Source organism: Helcococcus sueciensis DSM 17243, assembly GCF_000423145.1.
Taxonomy (GTDB): Bacteria; Bacillota; Clostridia; order Tissierellales; family Peptoniphilaceae; genus Helcococcus; species Helcococcus sueciensis.
This window is the reverse complement of the sequence record NZ_AUHK01000004.1, coordinates 1-23,808: the sequence shown is the minus strand read 5'-3', so window position 1 is coordinate 23,808 and position 23,808 is coordinate 1. Positions and strand designations below refer to the sequence as shown.

Below are 23,808 nucleotides of genomic sequence, written 5' to 3'. Positions count from 1 at the left end.
TTCATCACTATTTTTGTGTTTAAATGTTAAAAATCTAAACTCTTTCTCTGCATACTTATTGATAGTATAAATCCAATTAAAATTAGGTTCATTAATTGGAAAGTTCCACCATTTGAAAAGAAAGGTAATGGTATCCCTGTAACGGGTAATAGTTTCATTGTCATCCCTATATTCTCAAATATATGAGCGAAGAACATTGCGAATGTTCCCATTGAAAAAGCTGTGTAAGCTATATCTTCAGCTTCAAGCGCTATTTTTATAAATCTAACAAACATTAATGCATATAGTATCAAAGTTATAGCACCACCTATAAATCCAAAGTCTTCGACTAATACAGGGAATATAAAATCGGTATGCTGTTCTGGTATATAGCTATTTTGTGAGAAAGGACCATTCATATATCCTCGTCCCGTGAGTTGTCCTGAGCCCAATGCTATCAGACCTCTATCCGTTTGATGGGTTGTTGTTTCTAAATTTCTTCCTTTATCACCAAAATCTTTAAATCTATCTAGTACATAACCTTCTAAATTTTTCCAAACAAAAGGAAGAAGTATTATTGCAAGTACTAGGATAATAATCAAAAGCACGCTTATTTTTTTCCAACTAATTCCTGATACGAAGAACATTACAGTTGTAAAGAAAATATATACCATTGCTGTTCCTAAGTCTTGTTGGTATATAACTAAGAAAGCAGGGAAATATCCTAAAATTATAAATTTTATAACAAATCCCCATGTATCTGTTACATTTTTATTGTCTCCAATATAAAATGATAAAAAGAGTATATGTAGAAATTTAGAAATCTCAGATGGTTGTAAAGAAAAAGAACCTATTCTAATCCAAAGATTCGCACCCCATCTTTCGCCACCTTGTCCAAAAATCATTACAGAAATTAGTAGTCCAACTGATAATATATAAATAAACCACTTCATTTTTCTTAAAAAGTCTAGATCTAAAAGCCAAATAAATAAAATTATTATAAATCCAATAATAGTTGCAAATACTTGAGTTTTAATGCCCTCACCTAGTGGATTAATAGCAGAATTTAGCACAAAAAGTCCAAATATAACTAATGTCATTACTGTAAAAAGAAGAACAAAATCCATCTTTTTAAATATTTTTTTTGATAAATTAAACATTCTATCTCCTTCGAGATTATCTCTAAGTTTTATTGTGTTATAATTTATTATAGAACATTTAAAAAGATTTTAAAAGTAGGAGATATTTATGAAAAAGATATACTCTCTGACAAAAGAAGAGAAATTAGAGGCTCTAAGAATACTTTATGAATATTTTCCAGATGCGGGGCCAGAGTTAAATTACAATAATGAATTTGAATTATTGGGTGCAGTTATGCTATCTGCACAAACCACTGATGTTAGAGTCAATATAGTTACAGAAGAATTATTTAAGAAATTTAAAACACCATATGATTATTTAGATGCAGATATTAAAGAGATTGAAGATCTGATAAAATCTATTGGTCTCTACAAAAATAAAGCGAAAAATTTAAAGAAAACAGCCGAAATTTTGGTGGAAAAGTTTGATGGAAAAGTCCCAAATACAAGAGAAGAATTAGAATCATTGCCTGGAGTTGGAAGGAAAACAGCCAATGTTGTATTATCTGTTGCTTTTGGAATACCAGCAATTGCAGTAGATACTCACGTACATCGTACTGCAAATCGCATAGGGCTAGTTAAAAGTAAAAATGTATGGGAAACAGAACAACAACTGATGGAACTTATACCAAAGGAAGATTGGTTTAAAGCGCATCATGTATTAATTTTATATGGTAGAAGAATTTCTAAAGCTAGAAATCCTGATTGCGAAAATGATCCAATAAAGCACATAAGTTTACATTGTAGAGGTTTGCTTGAAGAATAAAAAAGTAGTAGAATGTATTTTAGTTATTAAAACAAATATTACAATACTTAATTACTTATTTTTAAAATACTTAATTAGACAGGAAAGTAAATGAAAAAATCAAAGATAAAAATATCTAAAATTATAGAATTTATATTAATGTTTTTAGCGATAACATTTATCATATATCCAACATGGGAGATAAACGCGATTGGTAGAACTACTTTTGAGCAGCTAATATTTAATATATTTACAAATGCTACAAAAGGAAATTTGGATATACTTTGGCAGTATGTTAGAGAAACTTTTATATTTTATATATTGTTAGGTGTAATTATTACACTGATTATATATATTGTAGAAAAATATTTGAAAAAAATTAAATGGGCAAGAGCATTCACCGTGGGAGTTATATTTATAGCTTCCTTTATATATGGACTATATGGAATAGGCTTCTTTGACTATATATTCTCTTCATTTAAAAGTACAACAATTTACGATGAAGAATATAAAGATCCAAAGAAAGTTGAAATTACATTTCCAGAGAAGAAAAGAAATTTAATATATATAGTCTTAGAATCTATGGATAGAAATTTAAATAAATATAATTTAGAAAATGGTGAAAGTATAAATTTAATACCAAAATTAACTGATTTAGAAAAAAATAATGTGTATTTCTACAATGAAAATAAAGCCAATGGGATGAATTCTGTTACAAATACTACATGGACAGCATCTTCATTAGTTGGTCAAGTAACAGGAGTACCATTATCAGATATATATGAAGCAAATCAAGTTATGCAAAAAGGAAACTTTTTACCTGGTATTACTAGTTTGGGTGAAATACTAGCGGATCAAGGTTATAAAAATTATTTTATAATGGGATCAGATGCGTCTTTTGGTTCAAGAGATGTTTTTTTTGAAGACCATGGTAATTATGAAATTCATGATCTTAAATATCAGAAAAAAATGGGGAAATTACCTAAAGATTATATGGTGTTTTGGGGATATGAAGATTCAAAATTATTTGAATTTGCCAAAGAAGAATTAACGGAAATTGCGAAAAAAGACGAACCATTTAATTATACAATGCTTACCGTAAACACCCATTTTATGGAAGGACATGTTGACAAAACTAATCCTAAAAAATATGGCGGTTATCGTGATGCATACTATTATTCAGATAAAGAAATACATGAGTTTATTGAATGGATAAAAAAACAAGACTTCTATGAAAACACAACTATAGTTGTGGTAGGAGATCACAAAACTATGAATGCGGAATTTTTAGAAAATCAAGAAGAGTTAGAGTCTATATATAATGTGTTTATAAATTCTGCGGTTAAACCAGTTAACACTTCTAAAGAATCAATTATACTTGATATGTTTCCTTCAACATTAGGCTCATTAGGGGTGAAGATAGAAGGCGATAGACTTGGTCTTGGAACAAATTTATTCTCAGATAAAGACTCGATTGTGGTTAAATATGGATTAGATGAATTAAATGAAGAATTGAAAAAGAACTCTGATTATTATGAAGATAATTTTATAAAATAAAGAATGGAAATATAAGGGAACACAAAAAGTTAGCTTTTATACCAGAGACATTTAGTAATATTTGTCTCTGGTTTTTATATTATTAATATTTCTCTAAATTGGATAGCATTAAGTTACATTTTTTATACTAAATTATACTTAAATACTCAGATTTTACTTCTCCTATCCTCGTTTTAATATTTAATATATATTAAATTATATTTTAAGATAGTTAAATTACTTGAATATTTAGAATTTGTTTAAAAGTTAAAAAAATGAAATAAGAAATGCTAAGTATACATTCTCCTTATTGAATACGTTTTCGTAACAAACGATAACTTAAGTCCATAATTGTTATAAAATTACAAAATGTGAAAATTTGTTTAATTGTAAGTGAAATGTATTGAATATGATTGCGTTTACATTTATTATATTTATAAGAGAGGTAATAAATCTTTCTAAAATAATATTTAGGAAATATAAGTCAATTAAAGAAAGGGGAAATGAATGAAAAAAAGAACTTATATAAAGACCATTTCTATTTTAATAGCTATGATTATGGTTTTACCTACGATGATAACGTCACTTAGCACTTCTAAAGTTTATGCTCAAGAAGAGTTTAAGTTTGGAGCAGAAGCTTTAATAAGCGAAGAAAAAAATATTATTAAAGGTAAAAGAGTAGGTCTTGTGACAAATCCTACTGGTGTAGATCAAAATTTAAGAAGTATCGTAGATATTTTATATAATGATCCTGACATTAACTTAACAGCGTTGTATGGACCAGAACATGGTGTAAGAGGGAATGAACAAGCTGGTGGTTATGTTGAATCATATACTGATCCAGAAACTGGTCTTCCAGTATACAGTCTTTACGGAAAGACAAGAAAACCAAGTGCGGAAATGCTAAAAGATGTAGATGCTATTCTATTTGACATTCAAGATGCGGGTGTGACTTACTATACATACATTTGGAGTATGTTTTATGTATTACAAGCTGCAGCAGAGAATGATAAAGAAGTAATTATTTTAGATAGACCAAATCCTCTAGGTGGAGATCGTGTAGAAGGTCCTGTAACTATTGAAGAAGGTCAATCAACATTTGTTGGATTGAAAGATTTAGCCTTGAGACATGGTATGACATTTGGTGAGTTAGCTCATTACTTAAATGAAGAATTTAATGTAGGCGCTGATGTTAAAGTTGTAAAAATGAGAAATTATGATCGTTCTAAAAGATATGATGAACTTAATATTCCATTTGTATTACCATCACCAAACCTACCAACTACAGATTCAGTAAATGTATATCCAATTACAGGATTTTTTGAAACATTTTCTAATATTTCTGAAGGTAGAGGTACTACAAAACCTTTCCAATTAGTTGGTGCTGAATTTGTAAATAGTACAGAATATGCTAGAGTTTTAAATGAATTAAACTTACCTGGTGTAAGATTTAGAGCTGCTGCATTTACTCCAGCTCCTAATCAAAAACTTGCTGGAAAATTAGTACAAGGTGTAGAAGTATATATTACAGATGCTGATTCATATGATCCTATATATACAGGTTTAAGTATGATCAAAACTTTACATGATTTATATGGTGATAAGATTGTATGGAGAAAAGATGGCTGGTTAGCAAAATTAACTGGTAAAACATACATTGAAGAAGATATTAAAAATGGTGTTGAAGTAAAAGATATAATTGCTAAATGGGAAAATGAATTAAATGAATTTAAGGAATTACGTAAAAAATATCTTTTATATGGAGAAGAAGCTCAAAAAAGAGCGAATATTGGAGTTGAAATTAGAGATTTAGATAATAAAAGAACTACTGATGTTACAGTTAAGTTATTTGACTCTAATGACAAAGAAATAGAAGGTGCTTTCAATGAAAGTGGTCAATGGAAAGCGAATAGATTATCTGGTGGTAAATATAAAGTTGTGATATCTGAATTACCAGATGATACTAAAGTTATATTAAATGATACTGTAAGCACTCAAATCGGAGTAGCTGGTGAAAATGACAATGAATTTACATTCGAAATAACTGGTGAAGAATCTTCAAGACAATATATAGCTTTAAGAATAGTTGAAGATAAGGTAGAAGAAACTGAAGATGAAGGACCTATTGTAGACGAAACAGAAAATGAAACTGATACAGAAGATGAATGTGAACATCAAGTTATAGATGATTCTGTAAGAGACAATAGTAAATTCCCACATCCAGAATATATAGATTTACTTGATGATATAATAAAATCTGAAAATAATTTTGGTTTAAGTGGTGCTCAATTAGCAGTTTATAAAGATGGTAATTTAATTAAAAATGATGGTTATGGATATACAAATAACTATAAAAATCTTTATGATGAAAATGGGAATGTGATATTTGATAAATATGAAGTTTTACCTAAAGACGAAAGAACACCTGTTACTACTGATACATTATTTGATTTAGCAAGTAATACAAAGATGTATTCAACAGTGTTTGCTTTACAAAAATTAGTATCAGAAGGTAAAGTTTCTCTTGATACAAAAATTTCTGAAATATTCCCAGAATTTTTAGAATATACAAATGATAATAATTGGAAAGATAATATTGATTTAAGAATGGTTCTAAGTCATGTGGCTGGATTTGCTCCTGACCCACAATATCATAATGAAAACTTCGACAGAGTAGACCAAATTCCAAATGGAAAAAATGATTTGTATTCTCAAGAAAAATCTACAACATTTGATATGATAATGAGAACTCCTCTTCAAACAGAACCTGATACAGATTGGGCATATTCAGATGCAGATTTTATGTTAGCAGGATTTATAGTTGAAAAATTAACTGGAGTTCCACTTGATCAATACGTTAAAGAAAATATATATGAACCTTTAGGATTAAATAGAATAACTTATAATCCATTACAAAATGGATTTAATAAAGATGAATTATCCTCATCTGAATTAAATGGTAATACTAGAGGTGGAAGAATTAAGTTTAATAATGTAAGAACAGAAATAGTATCTGGTGAAGTTCATGATGAAAAAGCATACTACTCAATGGGTGGTTCATCTGGACACGCAGGATTATTCGGTTCAGCTCAACAAATAGCTTATCTAGCTCAAGCTATGCTATATGATGGAAATCTAAATGGAGTTGAATTGTTTAACAAAGAAACTATAGATCAGTTTACTGAAAAGTCCGATAATTTAGCTACTCAAGCTAAAGGTGGTTGGAGAAGAAAATCTGAAGAAGGTGGAGCAGCAGTTTGGTATTCAAAATTTGCGCCAGCTGGTACAATAGGTCATACAGGATGGACAGGAACTAATACAATGATTGATAAAGAAAATAAAATAACTTTATCATTAAATACAAATGCTAGAAATACACCTATGATGGGAAATGCAGATAGTTTCTATACTAAAAATAGTAATGTTTCATCTTATGGATTAGTATCTGAATTAATTTACAGAGGATTAGGATTAGCTGATGGTACATCAGTAGATGAAGTTCTTATGAATATTATTAATGCAGAAATAGAGGGCGACTATAATGGAGCAGCTCCTTCTAAGAGAAATGTAATAAGATCATTAATAAAAGTTTTAGAAAAAAGATCTGTTAATAACGAAGTTTTACTTGAATTCTTAAATTCTGATAAAATTCAAAATATTAAAAAAGATTTAAGAAATACTGAATCAGAAGATTTAGAAAAAGTTGCTTTGTTATGTAAATTACCAGAAGAACCAGAACAACCAGAACAACCAGAAGAACCAAAACTTCATGAAGCAAAAGGATTTATAACTGGAACAACAAATGTTAGAATAAGTCCAAATGGTCCAGTAATAGGAACACTTGAACGTGAAGCTATAGTAGAAGGCGAATATGAAGAAGGTTCAAATTGGGTTAAATTCAATTATAATGGACAAGAAGCGTATGTATACAAACCACTTCTTTCAGATACAATTGAAGTAAAGGGATTCACAAGTGGAAATTCAAATATAAGAAAAACTCCAAATGGTGAAGTAACAGCTGTAGCAAAACGTGAAGAAATAGTAGAAGGTGTTGTATCAATAGACAATCCAAACTGGATTAAGACAGATAAAGGATATATCTATAGACCATTAGTAGTAGACACTATAAAAGTAAGAGGTCTAATGTCAGGTACAACAAATGTAAGAATGACACCAAATGGAACTTTAATTGGAACACTTGGAAAAGCTGAATATGTAGAAGGAACATTAAATATAACAAATCCAAACTGGGTAAGAATAAGATACCAAAACAGAGATGGATATGTATATAGAAGTTTAATAGTAGATGCAGTTTCAGTAAGTGGAACAGTAACAGCTACATTAAATGTAAGACAAACACCAAATGGCAAAGTATTAGGATCATACAGAAAAGGTGTTAAGTTAACAGGTAAAGTATATGCTGGAAATCCAAACTGGATAGAAATCCAATACAAAGGCCAAAGAGCATATGTTTACAAAGATTTTGTAAAATAGAAATAAAAAAATCGGAGTTCGCTCCGATTTTTTTATTTCTAATAAATACCTCGGAAGAAATAATGATTACTTTACATTTAATTTTTATGTTAGTTATTTAAATAAGATTTAATCATCTAGTTTCAATTTTTGCACTATTTATAGAAAAAAACTGACCTTATTAAACTTGGTTTTATCCTAGTTACTTTGGTCAGTTCAAAATATTTTTCAATCTTATTTTACTAAATATTAAATAAAATAATTATCTATTTAAGAAATCAGGGAATCCGTCACCATCTCTATCTTCTAAATCTATATATGATCCAGAAGTTTCAAGTACACGATGTTCTCTCCTTTGTTGTAAAATCATCTGTGAAAACATTTCTTTCACATCAATTGGATTTTTAACGCTTATTAGTTGAATGCTAGGAGATGATACATCACTTCCATATAAAGTTATTGTTCCTGTACCGCAGATTTTTTGCCAAAATGATCTGTTTAATTTAACGTCAAATAATCTATATAAATAAGTTTCTTCGTATTTGCTACTAAAAAGTCCTGTTTCGACTAAGAGTCTATCTTTTGTTAATCTGTATTTTGTAAATGACCATGGTAAGAATCCTAGTATGTGTTTTCTATCTTGCCATACATATTTATTATTCATAATTCCTCCTCATTTATTTAATAAAATTATACCAGAAATATATTATATTTAGTTAAATTAAAATTATTATATTTTTAACTTAAACTTGTTATAATATATTTATAGAAAGAAGGTATATTATGTCAACAAATATGAGTAAAAGAGACTATTTTATCTATGAATTACTTAATTCAATTACTCATGGAATTGGGGTTTTGATAGGTATAGTCTTTTTAGTTATGTTAATTGTTACAAGAGCAAGTAGTGGCAATGTTGTAGGAATAGTTTCGTATTCTATTTATGGTGCGACATTTATTCTACTATTTTTAATGAGCACTATATATCATGCAATTGTAAACGAAAAGGCAAAAAAAGTACTTAGAATATTTGACCATATATCCATTTATTATTTTATAGCGGGTAGTTTTACACCTATAATTTTAATGCTTATGAGTGGGGCATGGAGAATAGTATTTTTCGTACTTATGTGGACATTTGCTGTGATAGGTACAGTATTTAAGATTGCGACCCACAAGAATTTAGATAGATTTAAATCCTTGTCAACTCTTTTGTATATTGCAATGGGTTGGATGGGTGTATTTTTAATAAGACCAATAATACAAAATACAGGATGGCAATTATTATTGTTTATCATATTAGGTGGAGTAATTTATACTATAGGAACCATTTTTTATAAATCAAATAGATATAAATATAATCATGTGATATGGCATGTATTTGTGCTAATGGCGGCTGTAATTCATTTTTTAGGATTTTATTTCTTTTTATAAATAGAAAATTTTTACATAGAAAATCCACAATTACTTAAATTGATTTGTTGTAATTGTAGATAAATTCATATAGAATTATACATTAGAGGTGTAATTATGAAAAATATTGTTTTGATAACACAAGTCGGGATATCAATCATTTCACCAATATTATTGGGATTATGGATTGGTTCAAAACTCAATGATTGGCTTGGTACAAAATATATTTTCTCTATAATAATGCTTATCTTAGGTATAGCAGCAGGTTTTCTACAAGCCTATAAACTTATAATTAAGGCAACAAAAGATAAAAAATCAAAATCTAATATGGACGAAAATATTAAAAAAAATAAAAGACATCTATATGAGATTAATTTTGATGAAGAAGATAAGAAAGGTAATGCAAATGGAAGATAATGATAAATATGTACAAGACATCATTAAAAAGTCTATAGTACTTATTATTTTTGAATCAATAATTGTTTCGCTATTTTTCAAAGAAAGATTACCACTTGTTCTAGGCCTTATAATTGGTGGTGGACTTGCAATTGTATCATTTAGAATGATTTATTTATCAATTTTAATGGCAATTGGAAAAGATGAATCTAAAGCGAAAAGATTCATGGTTTTAAGCTATGGATTAAGATATCTTATTTATGGAGGCGTATTGTATCTCGGGCACAAAACTGGATTTTATAATATATTTACGACGGCTATAGGATTGATTACTATTAAGCTAGTTTTGTATATTAATAATTTCATCAGTTTAATAAAAGGAAGGAAAAAGTATCATGAAAATTAGTATTGATATGGCATTAGGGGGTAAAACGTATACATTTACACCGGAAATAGTGAATTCCTTCATTGTAGTTTTTGTTCTATGTATTATAGGATTTATTATTGGAAGAAAAGCGAAAAAAGCTGATTTTAAGAAAAATCCAAAGGGAATCCTGTTATGGGGCGAAATATTTGTGGAGTTTATACAAGGTCTAGTTAGCCAAACTATGGGAAAGGGAAATCAAGGGTTTGTACCATATATTGGGAGTCTTGCATTGTTTCTAGCGTTCTCGAATCTACTAGGACTTGTTGGTTTATTACCACCAACTTCAAACTACAATGTTACTTTGGGGCTAGCATTAATAACTGTAACTTTGACACATGTTAATAATATTAGATTTAATGGTGTTAAAAATTATGTTAAAGGTTATTTTGAACCAGTTGCATTTTTATCTCCAATTAATTTATTAGGAGAACTAGCAACTCCAATTTCATTATCATTCCGTTTATTCGGAAATATAATAAGTGGTGTAATTATTACAACTTTACTATATTCAGCTGTTAATAGTATTTCAGTCTATGTGGCGCCATTCTTGACGCCAATATTTCACGCATATTTTGATGTGTTTGCAGGACTGATTCAAACATTTGTATTCATGATGTTAACCATGATTAATATATCTCAAGCAATTGGGGATAGAGAATAATTTTAGGAGGAAAAAATGGGAAATATTTCAAGTGAAGCATTCATTTTAGGTATGTCAGCGTTAGGAGCAGGTATTGCTATGGTAGCAGGTATAGGACCTGGTATTGGACAAGGTTTTGCAGCTGGTAAGGCTGTAGAAGCAGTAGGAAGACAACCAGAAGCAAAAAGTGATATTATTCAAGTTATGCTTACAGGTTGTGCTGTAGCTGAAACAACAGGTATTTACGCATTAGTTATAGCAATTATATTAGTTATTATTCAACCATTAACATAATAAGAAAGAGAAGGTTAATATGGGCTTAGATATTCATGTAATCCCGAATCTTCCAGAACTAATTGCGCAACTTGTGGCAAGTACTATACTTTATTTCTTTTTAAGACATTTTCTTTTTAAACCAGTTACGGAATATTTAGCTAAAAGAAAAGCTTATATCGAAGAAGGAGTAAGAAAAACTGAAGAAGCTGAAGAAAAAATTATGATGATTGATAAAGAGTATGATGAAAAAATGCTTGAAGCAAAGAAAGAATCAACAGCAATCATTTCTGGAGCTAGAAACTATGGTGAAGAAATAAAATCTAAAGCCGTAGAAGAATCAAAACTACTTGCTAAACAAGAGTATGATAAAGGTATTAAACAATTAGAAAATGAAAGACAAAAAGCTATGAAATCATTAAATGATGAAATAGTTTATATAGCTTTAGAAGCTGCAGAAAAAGTTTTAAGAGAAAAAACTGATTCAGAAAAAGATAAAAAGATGGTTCAGGACATGATAAATGACTTGGAGAAATCTTATGAATGATGCAGTGATTAAAGTATATTCCGAAGCGTTTTTCGATTTATCTTCTGATAAAAATAAATTAGAGATGCATAAAGAGGATTTGAAATATATTTTAGATGTTTTTGATAAAAATAAAGAACTTAATAGTTTAATGGACAATCCAAATGTATCAATAGAAGATAAAAAATATCTTATATCCGAAATCTTTGTAGATATAGATTCAGATTCTAAGAATTTATTAAATGTTTTAATAGACAATAAAAGATTTATGGTGTTTGGAGATTTAGTAAGGGATTTTAATAGGAAATATAATTATGTAAATAATATTCTTGAAGGAATAGTTTATTCAACTAGAAAGTTGGACTCTGAAGATTTCAAGAATTTAGAAAATGCATTAAATAAAAAGTTTGATAAAAAAGTTGAGCTAACAAATATTATCGATGAATCTTTAATAGGTGGCCTATCTATTTATGTAGAAGGCAAGAGAATAGATAATAGCATTAAAAATAGACTAGATAGCTTAAAAGCTCACTTATTAAAGGAAGGTGAATAAATGAGACTAAAACCAGAAGAGATCAGTTCAGTCATTAAATCAATGATTGATAAGTATGATCAAAAAACTGAGATAGTTGACGAAGGTACAATTATTGAAGTTGGGGATGGAATTTCACGCGTTCATGGACTAGAAAATGCAATGGCTGGAGAATTGTTAGAGTTTGAAGGTGGAGTTTATGGAATGGCTCTAAACCTTGAAGAACATAATGTTGGAGCTGTATTACTTGGAGATGATATAAATCTAAAAGAAGGAAGTACTGTAAAAAGAACAGGAAAAATAGTAGAAGTTCCAGTAGGAGATGCTTTAATTGGTAGGGTTGTGAATGCTATAGGGCAACCGATTGATGGAAAAGGACCTATAAAAACAACAAAGTCTAGACCGGTAGAGTCTCCTGCTCCAGGGGTAATTGAAAGAAAATCAGTTGATGAACCGTTACAAACAGGTATTAAAGCTATTGACTCACTTATACCTATAGGTAGAGGTCAAAGAGAGCTTATAATAGGGGATAGACAAACAGGAAAAACTACTATTGCCACAGATACAATCCTTAATCAAAAAGGTAAGGATGTTATATGTATATATGTTGCTATTGGTCAAAAAGAGTCTACAGTTGCAGGAATTGTAGATTTATTTGAGAAGAAAGGTGCTATGGACTACACAATTGTAGTATCAGAATCAGCATCAAGACTTGCACCGTTACAATATTTAGCACCATATGCAGGGGTTGCAATGGGTGAAGAATTTATGCATCAAGGTAAAGATGTGCTTATAGTGTATGATGATTTATCAAAACACGCTGTAGCTTATAGATCTATGTCTTTACTTTTAAGAAGACCGCCAGGACGTGAAGCGTATCCAGGGGATGTATTTTATCTACATTCAAGACTTCTTGAAAGAGCTGCAAAACTTAGTGATGAATTAGGTGGTGGATCAATTACTGCATTACCTATTATTGAAACACAAGCGGGAGATATTTCAGCATATATTCCTACAAATGTAATTTCGATTACAGATGGACAAATATTTTTAGAATCTGAACTATTTTTCGCAGGTCAAAGGCCTGCTGTAAACTCAGGACTTTCTGTTTCAAGAGTTGGGGGATCTGCTCAAATCAAAGCTATGAAAAAAGTTTCAGGTGGTATCAAGCTTGAATTAGCACAATATAGAGAGTTAGCAGCATTTTCACAATTTGGTTCAGAACTTGATAAACAAACTCAAGCAAAACTTGATCATGGTAAGAGAGTAATGGAAATTATGAAACAACCACAAAACTCTCCAGTAGACGTTAGAGATCAGGTTATAATTTTGTATGCAACTACAAATGGAATGCTTGAAGATGTTGAGCTTGATAAGATTAAAGAGTTTGAATCTGGATTGATTGAGTATATTCAAAACAATTATAGTGAATTAAGGGATAAAATTGTAAATGAAGATTACACTGAAGAATTACAAGATGAAATAAAGAAAGCTATTGAAGAATTTAAGAAGACTTTTGCGTAGAAAGAGGTAATAATGGCAAATACAAAGGATATTAAGAGACGTATTCAAGGTATCGACAGCATTATGCAAATTACCAACGCGATGCAATTGGTTTCTGCCGCTAAACTTAGAAAACTTCGACAAAGGTTAGAAAAAACTAGACCTTATTTTGATACTGTATATGAAAATATCAATGAAGTCCTTGCAACGACTACTGAAGTAACTCCTCTTATGAAAATTAGAGAAGTTAAAAATAGAGCGATAATCATTGTAGCTTCAGATAAAGGACTTGCAGGAGGATACAATAACAATGCTGTAAATAAGGCGATTGAAGTTGTGAATTTAAATAAAGAAGCTAATAATATAATTTACACTACAGGTATCCGTTCGATTGATTTGATAAGAAGAAGAGGCTTTGATGTAAATACAGATTTTACACATATTTCAAATGATCCTTTATTAGAAGATGCAGTAGCGATGGGATCATATTTTTCTAGAAAATTCTTGGAAGGTAAATTTGATGAAGTATATATAATATATACGAAGTTTAATTCTATGATTTCATTTAAACCTGAAACTATAAAATTACTACCAGCTTCAGGGTTTACAAATGATAAAAAGGAAAATGTAAAGCATATTGATTATGATTATGAGCCATCTGTACACACAGTATTAACTCAAATGATTAAACAATATGTTAATGTAACTGTGTTTAGTTCTTTATTAGAATCTTCAGTTTCTGAACAAGCATCACGTAGTCAAGCTATGGAAAATGCTACTTCAAATGGTGAAGAATTAGTAGATGAATTAAGACTTGAATATAATAGAGCAAGACAAGCGGCAATCACTCAAGAAATTTCAGAGATAGTCGGCGGTGCCGAGGTCCTTAGTTAATATATTTAACGAGTGGTTTTTTAGAAAGGAAATGAAAATGGCAAATAAAAATATTGGGAAAGTGGTTCAGGTAATTGGACCAGTACTTGATATTAAATTTTCAAAAGGTAATTTGCCTAATTTATTAAACGCTATTGTCATAGAAAAAGAAGATTTTAAAGTTATAGCTGAAGTATCTTCTCATATTGGAGATGATATTGTAAGATGTATATCTATGACAGCTACAGAAGGTCTCATGAGAGGAGATGAAGCTGTAGATACAGGATCACCAATTAAAGTGCCTGTTGGCGAACAAACATTAGGTAGACTTTTCAATGTTTTGGGAGAAACTATCGATTTAGATGAAAAAATAGAGGCTAAAGAGATGTCACCTATACATAGAAAAGCTCCTGTACTTGAAGATTTAATACCAGCAACCGAAATTTTTGAAACTGGAATCAAAGTAATAGACTTAATGGCACCTTATTCAAAAGGTGGTAAAATTGGTTTATTTGGTGGTGCAGGTGTAGGAAAGACGGTGTTAATACAAGAGTTAATTAATAATATTGCTACAGAACATGGTGGACTATCTGTGTTTGCGGGTGTTGGAGAACGTACAAGAGAAGGTAATGACTTGTATTATGAAATGAAAGAGTCAGGTGTTATAGATAAAACAGCACTAGTTTTCGGTCAAATGAATGAGCCTCCAGGAGCACGTATGCGTGTAGGTTTAACAGGGCTCACAATGGCTGAATACTTTAGAGATGTTCAAAAACAAGACGTTCTTTTATTTATAGACAATATATTTAGATTTACTCAAGCGGGTTCTGAAGTTTCTGCGCTTTTAGGACGTATGCCTTCAGCTGTAGGGTATCAACCTACACTAGCTACAGAAATGGGAGCTTTGCAAGAAAGAATAACTTCGACTAAGAACGGTTCTATAACTTCAGTTCAAGCGGTATATGTACCAGCGGATGACTTGACAGACCCAGCTCCAGCAACTACATTTTCGCATTTAGATGCAACTACTGTATTATCAAGATCTATTTCAGAGCTTGGAATTTATCCAGCCGTAGATCCTCTAGAATCTTCTTCAAGAATTTTATCAGAAGATATAGTAGGAAAAAGACATTATGAAGTAGCGAGAAGAGTTCAAGAAACTCTTCAAAAATATAAAGATCTTCAAGATATTATATCTATTTTAGGTATGGATGAGCTATCTGAAGAAGATAAAATAATTGTTGCAAGAGCAAGAAAAATTCAAAGATTCTTATCTCAACCATTTACAGTAGCTGAACAATTTACAGGATTTGAAGGTAAATACGTTCAACTTGATGATACGATAAGAGGGTTTGAAGAAATCCTTGATGGTAAACATGATGATTTACCAGAATCAGCATTCCTATTTGTAGGAACTATTGAGGAAGCGGTAGAAAAAGCTGAAAAAATGAACTAGGAGGAGTAATGGATAAGTTAATGTTAAAAATAGTTACTCCTGATCGTTTGTTTTTTGATGATGAGATAGATATGTTGATAGCTAAATCTAATGAAGGTGATTTTGCAATTATGAAAAATCATATTCCTATGATTGCTGCACTCGATATAAGATATTTACGTATTAAAAAAAACGGTGAATTTAGATATGCAGCAATAGCAGGTGGGTATTTGACATTTAAAGATAATCAGATAACCATAATATCCGACGCGGTTGAATGGAGAGAAGAAATCGACAAGAATCGTGCTTTAGAAGCTCAAAAAAGAGCGGAAGCTAGAATTAAAAAGGCTAAAAATGAATTTGAGATGGATAGAGCAGAGTTGGATTTAAAACGTGCTATCAATAGATTAAAAATTTTAGATTAAAAGAAATTTCCACATTTCATAAAGAAATTGTGGAAATTTGTATTTTAAATAATTGACGCAATAAAAAAATACCAAAGAGAAATAATGAATATAATTAGTATATTATGATAAAATATGTATATGGACTATATAGATTTAATAAATAATATTGATAACAATAGAATAAATAATATAAACCTAATTCACGTTAAAGAAGAATACTTTGTTGATTTAGCTGTAAAATCCTTAATGAATGATTTTTTAGGGAATGACTTTTTAGATTTAAATTATGAAAAAATAGATTTTAAAAAACTTGATATAGAAATATATCAAAATAATATCGAAACTTTACCGTTTATGTCAGATAAAAGGATTATAGTAATTGATTATATTGAAATTGAAAAAGATTCATTAAAGAAACATGAAAATATACTTGAAGAAATACAAAAGTCTTTTGAAGACTTCAATGACAGAACTTATCTATTTTTGATATACAGAGGAGAAAGTTTATTCAAAGGGAAATTTGTAAAATCTATTGAAAAAAATGGAGATATTTATACATTTGATAGATTAAATAGAGATAGATTTATTAATTTCATAAAGAAATATTTTCAATCCCATAATATAAGATTAGATACAAAATCTGCGAAGTTTATATCTGATAGACTTAGATATTTAGATAAAGATGCAACTAAAAATCTTTTTGAAGTAGAAAATGAACTTTCAAAACTAAGAAATAATATAAAAAGTAAGGTTCCATCTTTCGATGAAATTGAAGAAAGTATTATCGACACATTTGAAGAGAAAATATTTGGGTTATTAGATTTTATGTCTGCAAAAGATGTAAAAAAATCAATTCTCGCATACAATACTATGAAAAACGAAGATCAATTTATGATTTATTATATGATTATAAGACAAATTAGAAATATGATAAGCGTTAAAGATTGTTTAAATAGAAGATTGAATCTACAAACATCAAGAGAATATGTTGGTATATCTAATTTTGAATATGGAAAACTTGAAAATTTAGTAAGAAAATTTACTATTGAAGAGCTTCTTCAAATTCATAGACTATGTTATGAAAGTGAAATAATGCTTAAAACGTCAAAACGAACAATAGAAGAATTAATCGAAAGAATAATATATGAGTTTTGTTTGAAGTTTAGTTTAAATTAATAGAAGGTGTATCGTACGATACACCTTCTATTTTATAATCTTTATTATGCTCTAGCTTCGTTTAGTTTAACAGTTAATTTACTTAACTTTCTTGAAGCTGCATTATCATGAATAACACTTTGTGTAGCAGCTTTTTTTAATTTTTTATCTAATAATTTTAATAATTCGCTTGCATCATCTAATCTATTTTCTTCAATAGCTAAGTCAAATTTCTTAGTAAGTGTTTTTAATTCACTTTTCTTTGATTTATTTTTTAAAGTTTGTCTTTTTGTAACATCAATTCTTTTGATTGCAGATTTTATATTTGCCATGAACTCACCTCCTGTAATTAATCGTATAAATAACAACGATAAGTATATCAAAGTGAGATGAAAAAAGCAAGGATTTTTTTTAATATCTTGTTTAATAAATGCTATATAAATGATATAATACTATTATTGTTAAAAGGAATGGAGTTGTTATGAAAGACGATAGTTTAGAAAAAAAAGATAGTGAAGAATTATATGAAAACAATTATGATAAGCAAGATGGAAATAAAAAACAAATGAGTGCAACTTTAGATTGGTTAATCTCTATTGTAATAGCTGTAGTGATTGCGCTTTTAATCAAAACATATATTTTTGAGCCTACCAGAATAGAAGGAAGTTCTATGAATATGACATTACAAACAGAAGATAGAGTTATTGTTGACAAAATAGGAATGAAATTCAGAGAAATTAAAAGAGGTGATATAATTGTGATGGAATATGATACAGATCATGATTATATTAAAAGAATAGTTGGACTTCCAGGTGAAACTATACAAATAATTGATGGTAATGTATATATAAATGGAGAAATATTTGATGAGCCTTATGCTTATGGAGAATATACTGAGACAATAAATGGTTTTGAGTGGTATTTAGAAGAAGATGAATATTTTGTAATGGGAGATAATAGGCAACCAGGCGGAAGTACTGATTCAAGAGTTTTTGGGCCTATTAATTTAGATAAGATTCAAGGTGTGGCTAAGTTTAGATTTTGGCCATTAGATAGCATAGGATTGATAAAGTAGTGGATGAGAGAATTTTAAAAAAAAGAAGAAAGAGACAATCTAATAAAGTAAAAAAGATAAAAAGAGTATTTACTTATATAATTCTTATAATGATAATAATAATTTTGACAGCCTTAACAGTGGATAGATATTTTATTTCGATAGTTACAATTGAAGGAAATTCTATGCAAAGAACATTTTATGAAGGTGATAAAGTATTGGTTAAGAAATTTAATATAGATACTAAGGATGTTAAACAAGATGATATCATTTATTTTGAAGGGGATGACAATAGATTTTATGTAAAGCGAGTTATTGGTCTTCCTGGAGATATTGTTGAAGTTATAAATGATAAAATATTTATAAACGGAAAACAAAAAATAGAAGATTACACTAGAGGAGATGAAACTCAAGTTTATGATCAAAATAAATGGTTTGTTGGAGAAGATGAGTTTTTTGTACTAGGAGATAATAGATATAGAGATTTATCAAAAGATTCAAGATTATTTGGGACAATAAATATTAATCAAATAAAAGGTATATATATAACGAATATTAGTGAAAGGTAATTATGGACATTAAAAAAGATAATATAAGAAATTTTTCTATAATAGCGCATATAGATCATGGTAAATCTACACTTGCAGATAGGTTAATAGAGGAAACGGGGTCTATAACTCAAAGAGAAATGAGTGATAGACTATTAGACAGTATGGATTTAGAGAAAGAGAGAGGAATTACTATAAAACTTAAAGCTGTAAAAATATTTTACGATGCTTTAGATGGAGAGAGATATATTCTTAATCTAATCGATACTCCAGGTCATGTCGACTTTAATTATGAAGTTTCAAGATCTTTAGCAGCTTGTGAAGGAGCTTTATTGATAGTTGATGCGACTCAAGGTGTTGAAGCTCAAACTCTTGCAAATACTTATTTAGCAATAGATCAAGATTTAGAAATAATTCCGGTAATAAATAAAATAGATCTTCCTTCAGCTAGAATAGACGAAGTAAAGGAAGAGATTGAAGAAATTTTAGCTATGGATACTGATGGAGTACCTGAAGTATCAGCTAAAGAAGGAATTAATATTAGAGATGTATTAGAAGCTATAGTAAATAAAATACCTGCTCCAACAGGAGATGATGATGCTCCTCTACAAGCTTTGATTTTTGACTCATATTATGATTCGTACAGAGGTGTTGTGATGTATGTAAGAGTTAAAGAAGGTAAGATAACTCCTGGAATGGATATCAAAATGATGTCGACAGGAGCAGAGTTTGAAGTAACACAAGTAGGTTATTCTATGAAAGGTGAATATCCTACAAAAGAAATTGTTGCAGGTGATGTAGGTTATGTAGTAGCTTCAATTAAAGACATTAAACAAGCACAAGTAGGGGATACAGTTACATCAGCGGATAATCCTGCTAAAGAACCGCTTCCAGGTTATAAGAAGGCTTTACCAATGGTTTATTCTGGTTTATATCCAGCGGAAGGTGAGTCTTACGCAAATATAAGAGAAGCGCTTGAAAAGCTTAAAGTAAATGATGCTGCTTTAGATTTTGAAGCAGAAACATCAGCGGCTTTAGGTTATGGTTTTAGAACGGGATTCTTAGGTCTGCTTCACATGGAAATTATAGAAGAAAGGCTTGATAGAGAATTTAATTTAGATATCATAGCTACAGCGCCGTCAGTTATTTATAAAGTTCATTTGAATAGTGGAGAAGTTGTAGATATTCAAAATCCAACAGATTTTCCAGATCAAACAGAAATAGATTATGTTGAAGAACCACTTGTAATGGCATCTATCATGACTCCTGAGGAATATATAGGAACAATTATGGAACTATGTCAAGATAGAAGAGGTATATTTACTGATATGAGCTATTTAGATAAGCATAGAGTAACTATAAAGTATATTTTACCGCTTAATGAGGTTATATATGACTTCTTTGATGCGTTAAAATCTAGAACTAGAGGTTATGCTTCATTTGACTATGATTTTTATGAATACTCCAGATCAGAGTTAGTAAAGCTTGATATATTGTTAAATGGAGAGTCTGTAGACGCTTTAGCTATTATAGTTCATAAAGATAAAGCGTATGAAAGAGGAAGAAAAATAGCTTCTAAATTAAAAGAAGAAATACCAAAACATCAATTTACTATTCCTATACAAGCAGCTATTGGAGCTAAAATTATTGCTCGAGAAACTGTAAGTGCATATAGAAAAGACGTAATTGCTAAATGTTATGGTGGTGATATTTCACGTAAGAGAAAATTATTAGAAAAACAAAAAGAAGGTAAAAAACGTATGCGTTCAGTAGGAAAGGTACAAGTTCCACAAGAAGCATTCTTATCAGTGTTAAAATATGATGAAAGTGAGACAAAATAAATTTATGATAGATAGTTTTGGTTTATATATTCATGTTCCATTCAGGATATATAAACATAATTATAGCGGGACACTTTCTCACTTTAATATGGATTTTAAAATAAGGCCATATTTTAGAGCTCTAATAAATGAATTAAAACTATATAAACACAAAAACTATATTATAGACTCTATCTATATTGGGGGAGGAGACCCTTCATATGCGGATGAAACATATATTGTGGATGTTTTGAATTATATTTATGATAATTTTAACGTCCTTGATAATTGTGAAAAGACTATTGAAATAATTCCGACTACACCTGAATATATGATAAAAGCATATATTCGCGCTGGTATAAATAGATTTTCAATAAAAGCAATTACTTTTGATAAAGTAGGACTTGAAAATTTAGATATAGAACATGATAAATTCGATATAATACAAATTGTAAAAATTTTAAGAAGAAACAATATTAACAATATCAATTTTGATATGTATTTCCCTTATACTGGACAAACTGTAGATTTGGTAAAGTCGGATTTGAAATATATTGAAAAGTTAAACATCCCTCATGTTTCGTTATATACATTAAGAACAGATGAAGAATTAATTCCTAAAATTGAACAACAAGATAAAGAAGATAAGCTAGAGTTTGAAATTTTAGAAACAGTTTCAGAGGAATTAACTAATATAGGATATCTTCATTATGAAATAAATCATTTTGCAAAAACGGGTTATAGATCTTATCATAATATAAAATATTGGAATTTAAATAATTTTATAGGAGTTGGTTTAGGCTCTGGTAGTTTTATAGATGGTGTATTTTATAAAAATGAAATTGAATTCGATAAATATTTTTATTCAATAAAAGAGGGGGAATTGCCTTATCGAATAATTGAAAAATGGACAAAAGAAGATTATGAAAAAAACTATATAATATCAAAAATGGGAATGATAGAAGGGGTAAGTATTCAAGAATTCAATAAAAAGTTTGGAATAGATTTTTTAACAAAATATAAATCTGAACTTGATAAATTTATAAAAGAAAATGTTATTGAAATAAAAGGTGATAGAGTAAAATTTACTAGAAAAGGAGTATATTACTCGAATAGATTTTATATGGAGATAATATAATAAGTAAAAGATGGTATAAAATATATCATCTTTTTTTTAATTTAAACTGTAATAGAAACTACTAAATTAGAATTATTTATTTTTTTATTTAAACTTGTTGACATTTATCAAAATAATGATATACTATTATTAGCACTCGAAGAGATTGAGTGACAACAATAAAAAGATAAGAGAAAGGATGATTATGGATCAACGTAAGGTTAAAATATTAAATTCAATAATTAAATCATATATAGAATCTAAAGAGCCTGTTGGTTCAAGGTCTCTTTCGAAAGATAGTGATATAGGCGTAAGTGCCGCAACTATAAGAAATGAAATGAGTGACTTAGAAGAATTAGGTTATTTAGAAAAATTACATAGTTCATCAGGTCGAATACCTTCTAATAGAGGGTACAGATTATATGTTGATGCTCTATTATCAAATGAAATACCGTTTGAAATTGGCCCTAAGAGATTATTCAATATGGATAATTTCAAGGATACCAGTGAATTGGATAATGTTATAAGAAATGCTACTAAGATGCTTGCTTACAATACAGGTTATACTGGATTAGCAATGATACCTGAAATGAATAAAATTTATCTAAAATATATAAATATAGTAGCTTTGACTCCAAGAGATTTAGTTATTATATATATTTATAATTCTAAAGAAGTTATAAATGATAGTATAAGATTAAGAAATCCAGTTGATAATGGAACTGTTGATTTAATTAATAGCTTACTTAATTCAACATTATTAGATAAAAATTATGGTGGTATTTTAGAAGCTTTAAATTCAAATGTATATGATATATTAAGACAAAAGCATCATGCGTTAAATGAAATAGTATCTGTAATTGCTAATACAACTAAAGAAAATTCTAAAGCGAAAATAGTATTTGAAGGTCTTTCAAATATGTTTTTATACAACGATGATACTATAGAAAACAACCAGAACTTAATAAATTATCTTAAAACTGAAGATTCTTTAATGGATTTATTAGCGGACAATATGGATTCTGATTTACAGGTATACATAGGAGATGAAATCGGAATAGAAGAATTTGATAACTTTAGCATTATTACAATGACTTTTAGAAATCACGAAGGTATAAAAGGTAAGATAGGTGTACTTGGTCCAAACAATATGCGTTATGACAAGGTTATTGCAGACATTGTATTAATAAACGAATATATTAATGGACATATAGAAAGAAGGTAGAAATGGATGAAAAAGAAAAAGATTTAGAAGATACTAAAGATGTTTTAGAAGAAGAAATTCAAGAAGAAACGGAAGAAGTATCAGAAGAAAATAAAGAAATAGAAAAGGTAAAGGACTCGTATTTAAGACTTCAAGCAGATTTTACAAATTATAGAAATAGACAAGAAAAAGAGAAAGAAGATATTTATAAATATGCTTCTGAAAAATTAGTCACTAAACTATTATCGGTGATAGATAATTTAGACAGAGCTCTAAATGAAGTTGAAGAGAAAAATGCTTTTACAGAAGGTATCGAATTAGTTAGAGAAGAGTTTTTAAATATATTAAAACAAGAAGGATTGGAAGAAATAAAATCAGACGGAGAATTGTTTGATGCAAATAAACATCATGCAGTATTTATGGAAGAGTCAGACGAGATAGAATCTGGTCACATAATTGAAACTTTCCAAAAAGGATATATGTTAAACGGTAAAGTTATAAGAGCTGCAATGGTTAAGGTAAGCGCATGACCCATTGAGTCGAGTCGAAAGACGAAGACGAAATGTAGGTCGAGCTTATGCAAAAAAGGTCCAGCGAAATGAGTGCGCAGCAA

The 23,808-nt window shown here is 29.2% G+C and carries 24 protein-coding genes; 21 read left to right on the top strand and 3 right to left on the bottom strand.

Features of this window, described 5'->3' with window-relative positions; translation table 11 throughout:
• Positions 1–26: 26 nt before the first annotated feature.
• On the bottom strand, positions 27–1,139 hold the full coding sequence (locus G534_RS0101890) for an FtsW/RodA/SpoVE family cell cycle protein (protein WP_027347604.1): 1,113 nt from the start codon (positions 1,137–1,139) through the stop codon (positions 27–29).
• Positions 1,140–1,227: 88 nt separating this feature from the next.
• Here G534_RS0101890 and nth point away from each other — a divergent pair, with 88 nt between their 5' ends.
• From nth to G534_RS08485, 3 genes are all read left to right on the top strand, one after another.
• Entirely contained in the window at positions 1,228–1,884 is a 657-nt protein-coding gene (nth, locus tag G534_RS0101885) for an endonuclease III (protein ID WP_027347603.1), read from the top strand.
• Positions 1,885–1,974: 90 nt separating this feature from the next.
• The gene (locus G534_RS07665) at positions 1,975–3,420 is read left to right on the top strand and encodes an LTA synthase family protein (RefSeq protein ID WP_051177382.1); all 1,446 of its coding nucleotides are present in this window, start codon (positions 1,975–1,977) and stop codon (positions 3,418–3,420) included.
• A gap of 486 nt (positions 3,421–3,906) precedes the next feature.
• Positions 3,907–7,893, top strand: a complete 3,987-nt coding sequence (locus tag G534_RS08485; RefSeq protein ID WP_084509991.1) for an exo-beta-N-acetylmuramidase NamZ domain-containing protein — start codon at positions 3,907–3,909, stop codon at positions 7,891–7,893.
• A gap of 241 nt (positions 7,894–8,134) precedes the next feature.
• Here G534_RS08485 and G534_RS07655 read toward each other — a convergent pair whose 3' ends face one another.
• A complete protein-coding gene (locus G534_RS07655; protein ID WP_034595854.1) occupies positions 8,135–8,536 on the bottom strand; it encodes a PH domain-containing protein in 402 nt (133 codons plus the stop codon).
• A gap of 119 nt (positions 8,537–8,655) precedes the next feature.
• Here G534_RS07655 and trhA point away from each other — a divergent pair, with 119 nt between their 5' ends.
• From trhA to holA, 12 genes are all read left to right on the top strand, one after another.
• Positions 8,656–9,306, top strand: coding sequence for a PAQR family membrane homeostasis protein TrhA (gene trhA, locus G534_RS0101860; protein WP_051177381.1), 651 nt, complete (start codon positions 8,656–8,658; stop codon positions 9,304–9,306).
• 96 nt (positions 9,307–9,402) lie between these two features.
• Positions 9,403–9,702, top strand: coding sequence for an AtpZ/AtpI family protein (locus G534_RS07650; RefSeq protein ID WP_051177380.1), 300 nt, complete (start codon positions 9,403–9,405; stop codon positions 9,700–9,702).
• On the top strand, positions 9,665–10,087 hold the full coding sequence (locus tag G534_RS0101850; protein ID WP_169513545.1) for an ATP synthase subunit I: 423 nt from the start codon (positions 9,665–9,667) through the stop codon (positions 10,085–10,087). Before G534_RS07650 ends, G534_RS0101850 begins: the two co-directional genes overlap by 38 nt.
• Complete coding sequence (gene atpB / locus G534_RS0101845; protein WP_027347600.1) at positions 10,077–10,769, top strand: F0F1 ATP synthase subunit A; 693 nt, start codon at positions 10,077–10,079, stop codon at positions 10,767–10,769. Before G534_RS0101850 ends, atpB begins: the two co-directional genes overlap by 11 nt.
• A 15-nt stretch (positions 10,770–10,784) precedes the next feature.
• Positions 10,785–11,042 carry an ATP synthase F0 subunit C gene (gene atpE / locus G534_RS0101840; protein WP_027347599.1) on the top strand — a complete coding sequence of 86 codons (258 nt, stop codon included), beginning with the start codon at positions 10,785–10,787 and terminating at the stop codon, positions 11,040–11,042.
• 19 nt (positions 11,043–11,061) lie between these two features.
• The gene (gene atpF, locus G534_RS0101835; RefSeq protein WP_027347598.1) at positions 11,062–11,568 is read left to right on the top strand and encodes a F0F1 ATP synthase subunit B; all 507 of its coding nucleotides are present in this window, start codon (positions 11,062–11,064) and stop codon (positions 11,566–11,568) included.
• On the top strand, positions 11,561–12,100 hold the full coding sequence (gene atpH, locus G534_RS0101830; protein ID WP_027347597.1) for an ATP synthase F1 subunit delta: 540 nt from the start codon (positions 11,561–11,563) through the stop codon (positions 12,098–12,100). Before atpF ends, atpH begins: the two co-directional genes overlap by 8 nt.
• Positions 12,101–13,603, top strand: a complete 1,503-nt coding sequence (gene atpA / locus G534_RS0101825) for a F0F1 ATP synthase subunit alpha (protein WP_027347596.1) — start codon at positions 12,101–12,103, stop codon at positions 13,601–13,603. It begins immediately after the preceding gene.
• Positions 13,604–13,615: 12 nt separating this feature from the next.
• Positions 13,616–14,476 carry an ATP synthase F1 subunit gamma gene (gene atpG / locus G534_RS0101820; protein ID WP_027347595.1) on the top strand — a complete coding sequence of 287 codons (861 nt, stop codon included), beginning with the start codon at positions 13,616–13,618 and terminating at the stop codon, positions 14,474–14,476.
• Positions 14,477–14,513: 37 nt separating this feature from the next.
• Positions 14,514–15,911: a F0F1 ATP synthase subunit beta gene (atpD, locus tag G534_RS0101815; RefSeq protein ID WP_027347594.1), complete on the top strand. Its 1,398-nt coding sequence runs from the start codon at positions 14,514–14,516 to the stop codon at positions 15,909–15,911.
• Positions 15,912–15,919: 8 nt separating this feature from the next.
• Entirely contained in the window at positions 15,920–16,315 is a 396-nt protein-coding gene (locus G534_RS0101810) for a F0F1 ATP synthase subunit epsilon (protein WP_027347593.1), read from the top strand.
• A 120-nt stretch (positions 16,316–16,435) separates the two neighbouring features.
• The gene (gene holA / locus G534_RS0101805) at positions 16,436–17,473 is read left to right on the top strand and encodes a DNA polymerase III subunit delta (protein ID WP_169513544.1); all 1,038 of its coding nucleotides are present in this window, start codon (positions 16,436–16,438) and stop codon (positions 17,471–17,473) included.
• Positions 17,474–17,517: 44 nt separating this feature from the next.
• Here holA and rpsT read toward each other — a convergent pair whose 3' ends face one another.
• A complete protein-coding gene (rpsT, locus tag G534_RS0101800) occupies positions 17,518–17,784 on the bottom strand; it encodes a 30S ribosomal protein S20 (RefSeq protein WP_027347591.1) in 267 nt (88 codons plus the stop codon).
• 149 nt (positions 17,785–17,933) lie between these two features.
• On the opposite strand from rpsT, the gene lepB (G534_RS0101795) reads away from it, so the two are divergent.
• From lepB (G534_RS0101795) to grpE, 6 genes are all read left to right on the top strand, one after another.
• Positions 17,934–18,527, top strand: a complete 594-nt coding sequence (lepB, locus tag G534_RS0101795; RefSeq protein WP_051177379.1) for a signal peptidase I — start codon at positions 17,934–17,936, stop codon at positions 18,525–18,527.
• An 89-nt stretch (positions 18,528–18,616) separates the two neighbouring features.
• On the top strand, positions 18,617–19,075 hold the full coding sequence (lepB, locus tag G534_RS07645; protein ID WP_169513543.1) for a signal peptidase I: 459 nt from the start codon (positions 18,617–18,619) through the stop codon (positions 19,073–19,075).
• Positions 19,076–19,077: 2 nt separating this feature from the next.
• Positions 19,078–20,895 (top strand): translation elongation factor 4, encoded by a 1,818-nt coding sequence (lepA, locus tag G534_RS0101785; protein WP_027347589.1) that lies wholly within the window; start codon positions 19,078–19,080, stop codon positions 20,893–20,895.
• Complete coding sequence (locus G534_RS0101780) at positions 20,873–22,012, top strand: coproporphyrinogen-III oxidase family protein (RefSeq protein ID WP_027347588.1); 1,140 nt, start codon at positions 20,873–20,875, stop codon at positions 22,010–22,012. The genes lepA and G534_RS0101780 overlap by 23 nt, the downstream gene beginning before the upstream one ends.
• A 184-nt stretch (positions 22,013–22,196) precedes the next feature.
• Entirely contained in the window at positions 22,197–23,216 is a 1,020-nt protein-coding gene (gene hrcA, locus G534_RS0101775; protein ID WP_169513542.1) for a heat-inducible transcriptional repressor HrcA, read from the top strand.
• 2 nt (positions 23,217–23,218) lie between these two features.
• Entirely contained in the window at positions 23,219–23,725 is a 507-nt protein-coding gene (gene grpE / locus G534_RS0101770) for a nucleotide exchange factor GrpE (protein WP_027347586.1), read from the top strand.
• The last annotated feature ends 83 nt before the right edge of the window (positions 23,726–23,808 follow it).